Source organism: Halomonas huangheensis, from assembly GCF_001431725.1.
GTDB classification, from domain to species: domain Bacteria; phylum Pseudomonadota; class Gammaproteobacteria; order Pseudomonadales; family Halomonadaceae; genus Halomonas; species Halomonas huangheensis.
The window spans coordinates 1,988,338-2,001,339 of sequence record NZ_CP013106.1; the positions used below are offsets into that span (position 1 = coordinate 1,988,338).

A 13,002-nucleotide genomic window follows, 5' to 3' on the forward strand; every position below is an offset into this window, starting at 1 on the left:
TACGGCAAGCTGATCGGCGGTAGCTAGCGGCCATCCGAGCGCGGCAGTATGCGTCCAGCACTCAAGTTGCCACGTGGGTCGAGTAACCGTTTCAAGCCGCGCATGATGTCGTACTGCGGTGCCGACAGGTTGCCCAGGAAGGCGTTCTGCTTGACTCGGCCGATGCCGTGTTCGGCGCTGATGCTGCCGTCGAATTCTGCCACCAGCTCGAACAGTTGCTCCTCGATGTCGTGGAGCAGGGCTTGTTTGTCGTCGTCGCTGAGTGCCGCCGGGGGAAGTACATTGAAGTGCAGGTTGCCGTCGCCGACATGGCCGTAGGCAATAACCTCGGCGTCATGTGCCAGCCGCTCCACCAACTGCTCAGCCTGCTGATGGAAGGCGTCCAGCGATGAGATCGGCAAGGCAATATCGGTGCGTAGGTGCAAGCCTCTACGCTGCTGACCTTCGAGCATCGCCTCACGAAACTGCCACAGTTGAGCGGCCTGGCTTTCGCTGCTGGCCAATACACCGTCGCTGAGTAATCCCTGATCGAGCCCCTTGCTGAAGAGCGTCTCGATCATTGCATCCAGATCCAGCTCGCCACTGGCTCCAACTTCCAGTAATACGTAGACCGGATGGGTGCTATCCAGAGGGTCCTTCAAGGCCGGGGCTGCTCCCAATGCCAGCTCAATGCAGGCACGCGGAATCAACTCGAAAGCGCTCAGCAGGTCACAGCAACTGCGCCGAGCCAGGCCATAGAGCCGCATCACCGACTGGACATCCGGGCAGCCGATCAATGCCGTTCGCGAGTGAATCGGGCGCGGGCCGAGCTTGAGTACGGCCCCGGTGACAATGCCCAGTGTGCCTTCGGCACCGATGAACAGTTGTTTGAGGTCATAGCCGGTGTTGTTCTTGTGCAACGGCCGCATATCGCTGAGGATGCGGCCATCCGGCAGTACTACCTCCAGCCCCAGCACCAACTGGCGCATCATCCCGTAGCGCAATACATTGAGTCCGCCAGCATTGGTCGAGATGTTACCGCCGATCTGGCAACTGCCTTGAGCACCGAGCGCCAGCGGGAAGAAGCAATCCTCCGCCTGAACTGCATCCTTGATCATCTGCAGCACACAGCCGGCATCGACGCTGACAGTGAAGTTGAGCGGGTCCAGATGACGTATACGGTTGAGGCGTTCCAGACTCAGCACCAGCTCTGGCGTGTGGTGATCGGGTAGGGCACCTTCCACCAGACCACTACCACCTCCCTGGGGTACCACCGGGATATCGTGTTGATGACAGTAGCGCATGACCTGAGCGACCTCATCGACACTCGCCGGGCGGGCGACAGCCAGCGGCTCGGCACCACGGGCACCCGCCCAGTCCAGGCAGTAGCGCTCGGTATCCTTACCGTCGACCAGTACGCCGCTGGGGCCCAGCGATTGTTGTAGAAAGGTGATCAGCGCATCACGCATTGAGAGATCCTTTTCTTTCGGAGTCCATAAGCTTATCGAGCCATGGCCTAGCGGAACCACAGCACAAGGCCGGGGAATACCAGGAACAGCGCCAACAGAGCCAGCAGGGTGAAATAGAACGGCAGCAGGCTCTTGACCAGACTTTCCATGCCGACCTTACCGACGCCACAACCGACGTAGAGCACGGTGCCTACCGGTGGTGTAATCAGCCCAATGCCCAGCACGAACGACATCAATACGCCAAAATACACCGGGTCCACACCAAGCTTGACCACGACCGGCGTCATCAACGGCGCGAGGATCACCATGGCCGGAGTCAGGTCCATGAAGAAGCCGACCACCAGCAGGAAGGCCGTGAGCAGCAACAACAGCAGCAGCTTGTTCTCGGTAATCGCCGACAGGCTGACCACCAGCTGCTGAGGAATCATATTGGCGGTCAGTAACCATGCCAGCACGCTGGCAAAGGCCAGCAGAAGCATCACCACACCCGTCAAACGACCGGTCGCAATGCACAGCTCGAACAGACGCTTGAGCGTCAGGCTGCGATAGACCAGCAGCGAGACGAGGACTGCGTAGATCAGAGCGATGGCGGCGCTTTCGGTGGGAGTGAATATGCCAGTCAGAATCCCGCCGACAATGATCACCGGCAGCAGCAGAGCGAGCACTGCGTCCTTGAGGGCGGCGCCCAGTTCGGGCAGCGAGAAGGGCTGGCCGCGTCCGGTCTTGCGCGACTGCACATAAGTGGTCATCGCGAGACCGAGCGTGATCAGAATGCCCGGCACGATACCGGCGAGGAACAGCTGCGAAATCGACGTGTTGGTGACCACACCGAACAGAATCATCGGGATCGACGGGGGAATGATGATGCCGACCACCGACGCAGCCACCACGATCGCGGTCGCCATCGAAGCGGTATAGCGGTGTTGCTTCATCGGCTCGATCATCATACTGCCGACCGCGGAAGCATCGGCAACGGCAGAGCCGCTGATACCGCCGAAGAACATCGAGGTCATCACGGCTACCTGGCCGAGACCACCAGCCACGAAGCCGACCAATGCACTGGCCAGACGCACCAGACGCGTGGCGATGCCACCTTCGCTCATGACCTCACCAACGAGAATGAACAACGGAATCGCCAGTAGCGGGAAGGAATCCAGGCCATTCACCGCCTGGTCGACGATCGGCGACAGCGAATAGTCGGAATAGAAGAAGATGAACAGACTGATGGCGCCGAGGCCAAAGGAGATAGGCATGCCGATGGCGATACAGATCGCCAGCCCAATGAGGATGCTCCACAGAATCATGACTCATCCCCCCGGCATACCGCGATCAGCGCGAGGGTATTGGCAATCAGCGTCAGCACTGCCATCACTGGCATCGCGCTATACAGCCAGGTTCTGGGAATGCCCAGCATTGGTGTAGCGCTGGTAAACCCCGAGATCAACTCGTTGAAGCCCAGCAGGATGCAGATACACACCACATAGATGATGGCAATCGCCAGTAGGCTCAGCACACGACGTAATCCAGTGGGCGCCATATCCTTGAACCAGGTCACCGCGACGTGCTGGCGCTCAAGGCTACCCAGTCCGGCGCCGAGCAGCACCAGCCAGATGAACAGCACACGCGACATTTCCTCGGCCCAGGAATAGGACGTGTTGAGTACGAAACGGCCAAAGACGTTGGCGCATACGCAGAACACCACGCCAACCACCAGCAGGCCAACCGCGATACGCAGCGTGGAGATCAGGAACCCCAGCCACCCAGGGGTAGGACTTGATGCTTGAGTCGTCATCAAACAACTCCAGAACAGATGGACGGACGATAGCCACACCGACGCGATGTCCGGTGTGGCGGATCGAAATTACTGAGCGGAGCGGGCGCGAATCGCGTCGATCAGGTCACCGCCGATCTGCTCACGCCATTCGTCATAGACGGGGGACAGGGACTGCTGGAAAGTCGCAACCTGTTCCGGCGTCAGCTCGGTGATCTGCATGCCGTCGTCGATCAGCTCCTGCTTGATCTGATCATTCAGCGTGCGGCTGACTTCACGCTCGTAGACACCCATCTGCTGAGCGGCATCCACCAACAGTTGCTGGTAGTTCTCGGGCAGTTTGTTCCAGAAGCGTTCGGAGACCAGCGTGATGAAGGGGGTATAGACGTGATTGGTCTCGCTGGCATAGCCCTGAACCTCGTTGAAACGCGAGGACTGGATGGTGATCCATGGGTTCTCCTGGCCGTCGACCACACCTTGCTCCAATGCAGTGAACAGCTCAGCGAATGACATCGGCGTAGGGTTGGCACCGAGTGTCCGCCAGATATCCAGGTGGATCGGATTCTGCATGGTACGGACCTTGAGTCCGCTCAGGTCATCGGGTGAGTCCACAGCAGTCTGGCTGTTGGTCAACTGGCGATAGCCATTCTCGGCCCAGCCGATCGCTACCAGGCCATTGCTGCTGGCGACATCCAGCATACTGTCACCGATTTCACCATCGAGTACTTCGTCGGCGATCTCCGGTGTCGGGAACAGGAACGGCAGATCAAAGACCGCGAACTGCGGGAACATGTTGACCAGTGGTGACGTGGAGGGGGCTGTCATTTCCAGGGTGCCGGACTGCAGCGCACTCACCGCCTGGAGATCATCGCCCAGCTGTGCACTGTGGAACAGCTCGACCTGAATATGGCCGTCGCTGCGCGCTTCAACAATCTTCTCGAAATATTCGAGACCACGGTACTGTGCACCCGACTGAGTGGTGCCGATACTGAATTTGAGCTTGTAGTCATTGTCGTCACCTTCGACGACGGAGCCACTGACGTCGGGTATCGGCGGCATCTCCGTTGCAGCCTGTGTTGATGTCACGGTGGCCAGCGTCAGCGCCAGAGCGCCGACCGAGGCGAAAAGGGTGCGAGACGTGAAGCAGCCCGGTCGGGTATCGGTCGTTATTGCACTTGTCTCTGCTGTGACTGACCTGGTTGTGACGGTCCTGGTCGTGACTGTCTTTGCTGTGATCGTCTTTGTTGTGATTGTCATTGCGAAACAACTCCTGTTGAGCAGGCGTAGGGGAAAACCGGGGTGCCTCATGGGCGCCCCGGGGGACTGCCTATTGCCACTCCCTGCCGGTGGGGTAGGTGTGGTCATCCAATGAAGCGGCTTTCATGGTGATGCTGTAACCGGGAGCTTCCGGTAGTAGATAGTGGCCCCTGCGGATACGGACGGGATCGATGAAATGGTCGTGGAGGTGGTCGACGTACTCGAGCAGGCGTCCTTCGAGGGAGCCGGAGACGGCGATATAATCGAACATCGAGACATGCTGGGTGTACTCGCAAAGCCCGACGCCACCACCGTGCGGGCATACCGGGATGTCGAACTTGGCCGCCAGCAGCAACACCATGATCACCTCGTTGAGTCCACCGAGGCGCGCCGCGTCGAGCTGACAGTAGTCGATAGCACCCGCCTGCATGAACTGCTTGAACATCACTCGGTTGTGGCAATGCTCACCGGTAGCGACGCCAATGCCCGAATCAAACAGCCGGTTGCGAATCTCGGCATGGCCAAGAATATCGTCGGGACTGGTCGGCTCCTCGATCCAGTGGGGGTTGAACTCGGCAAGATCGCGCATATTGGCGATGGTCTCATCGACATCCCAGACCTGGTTGGCGTCCATCATCAATGTGCGCTGTTCGCCGATTTCGTCGCGAATGATCGCCGCGCGGCGACGATCTTCCTCGAGGTTGCCACCGACCTTCTGCTTGAAGTGTTCCCAGCCGTCGTCCAGTGCCTCACGACACAGGCGACGCACCTTGTCCTCGTCATAGCCCAGCCAGCCGGCGGAAGTGGTGTAGGCCGGATAGCCGTTGGCGCGCATCTCGGCTTCGCGAGCTTCCTTGCCAGGCGCCATGTGCTTGAGCATGGCGATGGCTTCCTGAGGAGTCAGGGCATCGGTAACGAAACGGAAATCCAGGCAACTGACCAGTTGTTCGGGTGACATATCGACCAGCAGCTTCCAGATCGGCTTGCCTTCGCGCTTTGCCCATAGGTCCCAGACCGCATTGATCATTGCCGAGGCCGCGAGGTGAATCACGCCTTTTTCCGGACCAAGCCAGCGCAGTTGGCTGTCACCACTGGTCATCTCGCGCCAGAACTGACCCATGTTGGCGGTAATATCCTCGAGATGGCGTCCTTCCAAGCGAGACGCCATGGCGTTGATTGCCGCAACACAGATGTCGTTTCCGCGCCCGATGGTGAAGGTCAGACCATGGCCGGTGAGGTCATCAGATTGATCGGTATGCAGAATGACATAGGCCGCCGAATAGTCTGGCGCTTCGTTCATGGCATCCGAACCGTCCAACTGACGTGACGTGGGGAAACGAATATCGCGTGCTTCAACCTGAGTGATGATGGTCATTGTTACCTGCTGCCTTTTGTTGTTCGCGTCATGTGTTGCTGTTGGCGTGTGAGAGGTTTTTTCTGTGCATCGAGTCTATGTAGGCCCATGAAATTTGCGCCAATGGTATTTCTTGTTGCACCGATAACCTGTGGTTATCATCGTTGCCAGGCGGCTGATTGTTGCCAGGAGACTGTTCCTGCATTCAACCAATAAGTGCTGCTGCGTTGCAGCGTTAGCGAGGTACTCGGCATGCACCAGGAATTCGGGCTGCACATCAAGAGCTGGTTGCGGGTAAAGCATATGCTGCTGGTGGTGGCGTTGGAGCAGAGTGGCAACATGCATAATGCTGCACGGCAGTTGAACATCAGTCAGCCCGCCGCCAGCAAGATGCTCAAGGATATCGAGGGCTTTCTCGGCACCCGGCTCTTTACCCGAGACCCGGGGCACATGGAGCCTACCGATGCGGGGCGACGCGTTCTGCAGTATTGCCGCCGTGTGCTCAATGACACCGACCGTCTGATCGAAGATCTCGCCTCGATGCGGGAAGGCGGCTTCGGCAAACTCTCATTGGGCACCGTACCCGGCGCGGCGCCGGTGATGCTGCCGCACGCTATTCAGGCTCTCAAGCAACGGCGGCCGCGGTTGGCCATCAGCCTGTTCGAGAACTCCAGCGATCGGTTGCTGGTGGATCTTGAATATCATTTGCTCGACGTGGCGATCGGTCGGTTTACGGAGCCTGCCCAACGTCATCTGTTCGATTTCCTGCCACTCAATGACGAACCGGTATCGGTCGTGGCTCGGCTTGGTCACCCATTGAGCAAAGCTACGCCTGAGCTGGCGGAAATCGTGCGCTGGCCCTGGGTGTTGCATCCCATGAGCAGTCCCATGCGCGGCCTGTTCGAAACCGCGCTGGCCGAGGCTGGAGTGCCATCACCGCGCAACGTGGTGGAAACCACTTCGACTCAAGCGACACTGCAGCTGGTTGCGTCCTCTGACACGCTATCGGTGCTGCCCAGCTCGATCCTCAAGAGCACTTTTTCCCACGGTCGTTTCGCCACTTTGCCGTTGGATGTTGGGGCTCCTCTTGGGCTCTACGGTGCGATGACCCGCAAGGGCGAACCACTATCCGAAGTGGTGGAGGAGTTCATTGCCTTGTTGCGTGTCTCAGAGCAGGGCAGTGATGAGGAGCCTGAGCCGGTACGGCAGCGTAATGGACAAGACCTTGAAGCTCCCGGAAGATAGTCGTTTGATCACGGAGTTCCTGGGCGAGGTCGGCAATGCAACTCTCGGTTGAGCAGCAGAATATCTATCGACACCTGCAACGGGTGCTGTCGGAAAAGGGGTTGGATGAGATACGGATCACCAATGTCCCGGCCGTTGCAGGGGCAGGAAAGAGCCTATTGATCACCGAAGTTGCCAGAAGCAATGCCAATCAAACCGTGCTGTTCCTGGCTCAGAGTCGTAATATCGCCGACCGCGCCAGGGCAACATTGCCGAGCAACTGTACGGTGCGAACGTTGCATGATCAGGCGACACAATTCCTCAAACACGCCTGGCGTGAAAAGCTGGCGCTGCCTATTCAGCGTGTCCTGACCATGGCTGCGGTACAAAACGTCGTTGGTCACATTGATCTTGCTCAGTTGGTCAGGATTCGCCGAGTTCTCGATAACTTCCATGTCAGTGGTTCGCGGCATATCGATGAATCACATCTGCCCGAGCAGCGGTACGATGGCGAGCAAACTCCAACTCCGTCAGCTGGCGAAAATGCCAGACTCCTTCAGCAGGCGCGGGCAGTCTGGTTCGATCAGAATGACTATGCACCCGACACAACGCCGCTGACATATCTGGCAGTCCTCAAGATCTGGACGTTGTCACCCCCTGTGGCAGGGTACGACGCGGTGCAACAGCGGCGTGTCAAGATCGACCCGCTGGGCGGTTATGACATAGTGGTACTGGAAGAGGCTCAGGACGCAACGGAAAGCATACTGTCCCTGCTCCGGCGTCAGCGCTGTGCCGTGGTCATGTTTGGCGATCGTTTTCAGTCACTGAATAGCCGAGGTCGCTTTCAGATTGGATTGCGCCGATTCATCGCTGATCACTGCACCACCATACCCATGCGCATGTCCTACCGGTTCGGGCCGAGCGTTGCCAGCCTGTTGAATGGGGTGGTCTGCAAATCCGGCAAGCGCAGTATGGCCAATATGGAGGGCGCAGGACGGTCGGCGGTTCTCGCCGATACGGCACGATGGGACTGGGAAGCTCAGGGGCAGCACTACACCTACATCTCGCGATACCTGACCACGCTTTTTCAGGAAGCATTGGATGCCAGCTACCGCGGGCTGGCGTTGGCATGGGTCGATGGCCTGGCATCCTATCCTATCTCGCTGTTGCAGGATGTGATCACCATCGCCTCGCGAAACCATGCTGTGTGGCCCGAGAGGGCGCTGCATGACCGACACCTCGCCGGTTTTCACTCGCTTGACGATATTCAAGGGGCTTTCCAGCAGCGTAGATTTCAGCAGGGCATGGAGATTATCAGGTTTGTCAGGCAGAACCTCCAGGACCCGCATCTCCCTGACATTGTTGATCAATGGGAAGCCGCCGATCAGCAGCGTCAGCAGGCGATGTTGGATGACTGGGAAAACCCTCCAGCGCGTGGCCTGACACTCTCTTCGGTTATCCGAGCGAAAGGCCACGAGTTTCCTCGGGTTTGTGTTGCCCAGGACCTGGTGCCTGCAAGGTTGGTGGACCAGTGGGATGCCGCGAGTTACTGGATTGATCTGAATTTCCTGTATACCGCGGCGTCACGGGCGCAACGATTACTGCTGTTGCCCGATATACTCCTCGATCATTTCCACAGGCATGGTTATCCGCTTGAGCCCAATGATGATATCGAGCTTCTCGGCAGGCAGGAGGATGGGGATCTGCATCCCTATTTTGGTCGCCATAGACACCTTCTGTTGGAAATGTTGCCCGGCAATCGCCCTGAACGCAGACGAGGGGCAGACGTGACCGTCAGCCATGGGGCAGCCAGAGAATCTGGGCAGAATCGGGTCAGGCAGTTGATGGAACGGCAGGCGCAGGAATATACCGGGCAGACGGGTCCGGCTGCATTGCGGGCCGCCTTGAAGGGGAAGAAGCAAGAAGAAACATGACCGACCTGAAGACAGCAATGCCTTCAGGTCGGTTGGTCAGGACCGCTACCGCTGCTGCACCTTACTGGGTGGCGGTAACTTCCGCTGTCGCACGCTCCCGACGCCGAGTATTGCTGAGATAGATCAGGACGAGAGCGCCGGCAAGCAGCGCCATGGCAGTGATACGGGACGGGTCGGTGGGCATGGAGGTATTGCCGAACCAACCAAAGTTATCGATCAGTATGCTCATCAGCAGTTGACCGGAAATCGTGGCAACTGTCGCAGCGGCAGTGCCGACACGCGGAACGGCAAACACCACGACAAGCATATAGATTACACCGAACAGCGCACCAATCAGCTGCCACTTGGGTACGGTGAAAAGCGTTTGCTCGTGGGGTGGCTCGAAGAAGAACATCAGCAGAAAGGTGATCAGTGCGCCGGAAGCGAAGGTTAACCAGGCGCTTTCCAGAACGCCGACATTGCTGCCTAGACGACCATTGATGGATGACTGGGCAGAAAGCGCGGCACCACCGATAAGCAGGAGCAGGAAAATCAGGGGAAGTAACATCTCTTGGGGGTTCCTCTCAGTGCATCAGCCAAAGTGCGGCAATGATCAGTACCAATGCCATCAGGCGGTACCCGTCTACGGTGCGTTTTTCGCTGCCGAGCAGGCCGAAGTGGTCAATCGCCAGGCTAGCGCTCACCTGACCGCATAGAATGCCGATCATGGTGACCCCGACCCCGACAAAGGGTGTCGCAACGGTGAGAATGATCACGTAGATCGGTCCCAGAATACCTCCGGTGAGCAGCCAGCGAGGTTGCTGGAACATCAGCGTTAGGCGAGGGCGGGTGAAGATCATGGCCAGCGTCAGCAACAACCCGCCGACCATGAAGATCGATAGTGTCGCCGGCAGGTGACCGATTTCCTCTCCCAATGGGCCGAGTAGGCCTGCCTCCACCGATAGCCCCATGCCGGCGATGACCACCGCCAGCAGGATGAGAAGCGTTTTCATGGTGTATCTCCCGTAAAAGGACGAGGAAAATAGCGAATTGCTTCTAATGCTACAATTGGTATATACGGCATAGGAGTATTGCTGAATGAGCAATGATGTTTCGTTGGTGGCATTGCGCTTGTTTGTGCGGGTTGCCGCGACAGGCAGTTTTGCTGCGGCGGCACGCCAGCATGGCTTACCCGCATCCTCGGTATCGCGCCATATCGCCGCATTGGAAAAGGCTCTGGGACAGCGGTTGCTGTATCGCCACACGCGAGCGGTGAGGCTGACTGAAGTAGGCGAGCAGTATTATCAAACCGTGCGTGAGGTGTTGGATACGCTGGATATTGCCACGGAGCAGGTGCAGGGAGCCGCGACCGAGCCTCGAGGGCTGTTGAGAATCAATGCGCCCGTAGCCTTTGGGCGCTTGCACGTCGCACCGCGTCTTGCTGCTTTCCAGGCCAGGTACCCGGATATCGAAACAGAATTGACGCTGACCGATGCATTTATCGATCCGGTGCAGGAGGGCGTTGATATTGTACTGCGAGTGGGGGTGTTGCGAGATTCCAGCCTGGTGGCACGGAAACTGGCTGACCAGCACTTCGTTGCCTGCGCCTCACCCGCTTATATCGCCGAGCATGGCCGCCCACGGACACCAGAGGAACTTCGTTTGCATAACTGCCTTGTCTACAAGGGCAGCAGAGGCGTGCAGCGCTGGTATTTTCGTGACCCGAATTCGCACCTGTTTCGGTCGCATGAGGTTCGCGGCAACCTGCGCAGTAACAATGCCGAGAGCTTGCGAGAGGCCGCGTTGCAGGGGCAAGGGATAATCCTCTTTCCTACATGGTTGATACATGACGATATTTCCGGGCAGCGACTCACCTCTGTACTCGAGGAGTGGGAAGCGTCGGGGGAACCGGAACCTCAAGGCATCCATGCCATATTCCCCGAGAATCGATTGCGTTCCTCCAAGGTGGCGGCATTCCTGACTCATCTGCAGCAGGCAATAGGCGAAGTGCCCTATTGGGATGGGTAACAGTTGAAACGGTTAACAATTGAGATAGCCAGCAGCTCCGCTGTTCCTGGACCTGAAGGCATGATTGCCTTCAGGTCGGTTGCCGGTATTATCAAGTCAGTACCATCAATCGTAGGCGATGGTCACTACCGCAAGAGCCTGCACTGTGCCGGGTGTGACACTGGCGTCTTTCTGCACGTACTCGGCTGCCAGCGGCAAGCTGATGATCTGTGAGCCGCCGGGGCTGTCCAGAGGAAATTCACTACCCCCCAGGTCGAAGGCCTGATTGGGGGCGAGCCTAACCGGTGTACCTTGATGAGTGAGTCGAACACCCAGACCATCGGCGCTCGAATCGTTCTGCAACGTCAAGATATCGGTGGCGTTGCTCGGGGTCGTTGCATCGCTGATATTCACTTTGGCAGCGGCATCCGCATCGCAATCAAACTCCAGTGTGAATGGCGTGCTGCCCGCAGCACTGCCGACACCATTGAATGCTGAACTGGATACGGTCGGTAACACCACCTGGGTGTTGGCGATTACCATGCTGCATGTCTGGGTAATCTGTTCGATATCGACGTGCAGGGTGACCAGGCTGCCAGCAGCATTTCGATTGCCCCATTCGTTGCCATTACAACTCAGATACATGCGCAGCTCAGCAGAGGTCGACGTTGCTGTCGTGTCGCTGATTTTGATCAAGCGAAAATCGAGTGGAACCGATTGTTGCCCGGTTGCTATCCGGACTCCAGTGTTGTGACGGCCTTCAGAGTCAAGACTAAGGGGTTGTCCAGACGAACTCATGAATTGATAGCCGAGGTACTCAGGCAAGCCATCAAAGGTATAGACGCCTGGACGTGACGTCTCCCGAATCAGTGTTTCACTGGCCTCGGAGAGCGCCCAATTTGGTCCGCCGTTGCAGGTGTCTCCCCATACGTTGTCATTGGACCAATCGCTAGTGCAGTCGATGCTCACCGTATTGGAGATGGTGGAACCGGGGATTACCGAGCCAATCGGGAGATCCTTGGTTATGCGGGCATATAAAACAGGGCTCCATGGGAGGGACGATGCCGTGCAGTTATCGGTTCTTGTCGCATAAGCGGGAGTCGGCAGGGCAAGCTGCGCAGCCAGTGATATGCCCAGCACCAACAATGCTCCCCACCAGGCACTAGTCAGTGTTCTCATTTTCATAGGTTGTTGTCCTGATCACTAACCGCAAGGATGCTAGAGAGGGTATCGAATGGCTGTGGTAGCGCCATAGTCGTTGATCCAGTCGCCGCTGATGTTTGCCCCTGACGGTGAACTCTGTAGATTTTTCACGACAAACACCTGTTGGCCCATTGGTGGAACAGGAGCAGCTTCGACGCTATTACTGCCTCCGGACCAGGTCACCTGAAGGTTGGCCAGGTTGACGTAGTAGGGAGAGACATTTTCGGCGATCAGCTCCTGTCCACCTGGCGTCATGCTTCCCCAGCGCCACTGCAGCCCCTCTGCGGCCTGGGACAGACTTCCCTGCAACCCTTCCGGGCGGAACAACACCTTGATGCGAGTGCGCAGAGCCACTTGTAAGGTGTTGAGATCTTCGCTGCTCGTCGCTTTCGGTGGAATTTCCAGTACGTTGAGCCAGAACAATGACTCGCGGTCCTGAGGCAGGTTATGGCCAATATACGCCAGCCTCAGTGTTTGGCCCGCATGTGCCTCGACACGAGCTACGGGCGGTGTGATCACGAAAGGCAGAGCTTCCTCACCCGGTTGCAGAGTGGCATCACCGCTATCCAGCCACGATTGAACAAGTACGGGCGTGCCGCTGCTGTTGGACAGTTCGATCCCAACGTGTTGCTGCTCGGCGGGATAGATGACCCGTGAGCCTGAGATGGTAACGGCTGCCTGGCTCTGTCCGGTAACCAGAACCGACAGACCCAGAGCGAGAAAGGCTGTCTTGACCCAGTGGAATGTCATGAGTTGAGCTACCTCTTGTCTTGAAAAACGTTAGTATTCGAGAATGTTAGTGTTCAGAAATATCGTTACTGGACC

12 protein-coding genes are annotated in these 13,002 nt (G+C 57.8%); 3 read left to right on the forward strand and 9 right to left on the reverse strand.

What is annotated here, in order from left to right; genetic code table 11:
• Positions 1 to 23: 23 nt before the first annotated feature.
• The 5 genes from AR456_RS08930 to AR456_RS08950 all read right to left on the reverse strand — a co-directional run bounded on the left by AR456_RS08930 (position 24) and on the right by AR456_RS08950 (position 5,851).
• Positions 24 to 1,448, reverse strand: coding sequence for an FAD-binding oxidoreductase (locus AR456_RS08930; protein ID WP_021821083.1), 1,425 nt, complete (start codon positions 1,446 to 1,448; stop codon positions 24 to 26).
• A gap of 47 nt (positions 1,449 to 1,495) precedes the next feature.
• Positions 1,496 to 2,752 carry a TRAP transporter large permease gene (locus AR456_RS08935; RefSeq protein ID WP_021821084.1) on the reverse strand — a complete coding sequence of 419 codons (1,257 nt, stop codon included), beginning with the start codon at positions 2,750 to 2,752 and terminating at the stop codon, positions 1,496 to 1,498.
• Positions 2,749 to 3,240 (reverse strand): TRAP transporter small permease, encoded by a 492-nt coding sequence (locus tag AR456_RS08940; protein ID WP_021821085.1) that lies wholly within the window; start codon positions 3,238 to 3,240, stop codon positions 2,749 to 2,751. The genes AR456_RS08935 and AR456_RS08940 overlap by 4 nt, the downstream gene beginning before the upstream one ends.
• Before the next feature lie 69 nt (positions 3,241 to 3,309).
• Complete coding sequence (locus tag AR456_RS08945) at positions 3,310 to 4,476, reverse strand: TRAP transporter substrate-binding protein (RefSeq protein WP_236995552.1); 1,167 nt, start codon at positions 4,474 to 4,476, stop codon at positions 3,310 to 3,312.
• Between the two features lie 70 nt (positions 4,477 to 4,546).
• A complete protein-coding gene (locus tag AR456_RS08950; protein ID WP_021821087.1) occupies positions 4,547 to 5,851 on the reverse strand; it encodes an L-fuconate dehydratase in 1,305 nt (434 codons plus the stop codon).
• Positions 5,852 to 6,082: 231 nt separating this feature from the next.
• On the opposite strand from AR456_RS08950, the gene AR456_RS08955 reads away from it, so the two are divergent.
• Both AR456_RS08955 and AR456_RS08960 read left to right on the forward strand, forming a co-directional pair.
• Positions 6,083 to 7,075, forward strand: coding sequence for a LysR family transcriptional regulator (locus AR456_RS08955; protein ID WP_051995812.1), 993 nt, complete (start codon positions 6,083 to 6,085; stop codon positions 7,073 to 7,075).
• Positions 7,076 to 7,110: 35 nt separating this feature from the next.
• The gene (locus AR456_RS08960) at positions 7,111 to 8,988 is read left to right on the forward strand and encodes a DEAD/DEAH box helicase (protein ID WP_021821089.1); all 1,878 of its coding nucleotides are present in this window, start codon (positions 7,111 to 7,113) and stop codon (positions 8,986 to 8,988) included.
• 61 nt (positions 8,989 to 9,049) lie between these two features.
• Here AR456_RS08960 and AR456_RS08965 read toward each other — a convergent pair whose 3' ends face one another.
• Together AR456_RS08965 and AR456_RS08970 are read right to left on the reverse strand one after the other, a co-directional pair.
• Positions 9,050 to 9,535 carry a DMT family transporter gene (locus tag AR456_RS08965; protein ID WP_021821090.1) on the reverse strand — a complete coding sequence of 162 codons (486 nt, stop codon included), beginning with the start codon at positions 9,533 to 9,535 and terminating at the stop codon, positions 9,050 to 9,052.
• Between the two features lie 16 nt (positions 9,536 to 9,551).
• The gene (locus AR456_RS08970) at positions 9,552 to 9,980 is read right to left on the reverse strand and encodes a DMT family transporter (protein WP_021821091.1); all 429 of its coding nucleotides are present in this window, start codon (positions 9,978 to 9,980) and stop codon (positions 9,552 to 9,554) included.
• Positions 9,981 to 10,065: 85 nt separating this feature from the next.
• On the opposite strand from AR456_RS08970, the gene AR456_RS08975 reads away from it, so the two are divergent.
• Positions 10,066 to 10,995, forward strand: coding sequence for a LysR family transcriptional regulator (locus AR456_RS08975; protein ID WP_021821092.1), 930 nt, complete (start codon positions 10,066 to 10,068; stop codon positions 10,993 to 10,995).
• 105 nt (positions 10,996 to 11,100) lie between these two features.
• Here AR456_RS08975 and AR456_RS20915 read toward each other — a convergent pair whose 3' ends face one another.
• Complete coding sequence (locus tag AR456_RS20915) at positions 11,101 to 12,114, reverse strand: fimbrial protein (RefSeq protein ID WP_236995570.1); 1,014 nt, start codon at positions 12,112 to 12,114, stop codon at positions 11,101 to 11,103.
• Between the two features lie 78 nt (positions 12,115 to 12,192).
• Positions 12,193 to 12,927, reverse strand: coding sequence for a fimbrial biogenesis chaperone (locus AR456_RS08985; RefSeq protein WP_021821094.1), 735 nt, complete (start codon positions 12,925 to 12,927; stop codon positions 12,193 to 12,195).
• Between the last annotated feature and the right edge of the window lie 75 nt (positions 12,928 to 13,002).

Excerpts from the sequence above, each read along its gene's own strand:
- AR456_RS08955 (WP_051995812.1), top strand. The coding sequence starts at position 6,083 with ATGCACCAGGAATTCGGGCTGCACATCAAGAGCTGGTTGCGGGTAAAG.
- AR456_RS08950 (WP_021821087.1), bottom strand. The coding sequence starts at position 5,851 with ATGACCATCATCACTCAGGTTGAAGCACGCGATATTCGTTTCCCCACG.
- AR456_RS08935 (WP_021821084.1), bottom strand. The coding sequence starts at position 2,752 with ATGATTCTGTGGAGCATCCTCATTGGGCTGGCGATCTGTATCGCCATC.
- AR456_RS08960 (WP_021821089.1), top strand. The coding sequence starts at position 7,111 with ATGCAACTCTCGGTTGAGCAGCAGAATATCTATCGACACCTGCAACGG.
- AR456_RS08965 (WP_021821090.1), bottom strand. The coding sequence starts at position 9,535 with ATGTTACTTCCCCTGATTTTCCTGCTCCTGCTTATCGGTGGTGCCGCG.
- AR456_RS08930 (WP_021821083.1), bottom strand. The coding sequence starts at position 1,448 with ATGCGTGATGCGCTGATCACCTTTCTACAACAATCGCTGGGCCCCAGC.
- AR456_RS08970 (WP_021821091.1), bottom strand. The coding sequence starts at position 9,980 with ATGAAAACGCTTCTCATCCTGCTGGCGGTGGTCATCGCCGGCATGGGG.
- AR456_RS08940 (WP_021821085.1), bottom strand. The coding sequence starts at position 3,240 with ATGACGACTCAAGCATCAAGTCCTACCCCTGGGTGGCTGGGGTTCCTG.
- AR456_RS08945 (WP_236995552.1), bottom strand. The coding sequence starts at position 4,476 with ATGACAATCACAACAAAGACGATCACAGCAAAGACAGTCACGACCAGG.
- AR456_RS08985 (WP_021821094.1), bottom strand. The coding sequence starts at position 12,927 with ATGACATTCCACTGGGTCAAGACAGCCTTTCTCGCTCTGGGTCTGTCG.
- AR456_RS08975 (WP_021821092.1), top strand. The coding sequence starts at position 10,066 with ATGAGCAATGATGTTTCGTTGGTGGCATTGCGCTTGTTTGTGCGGGTT.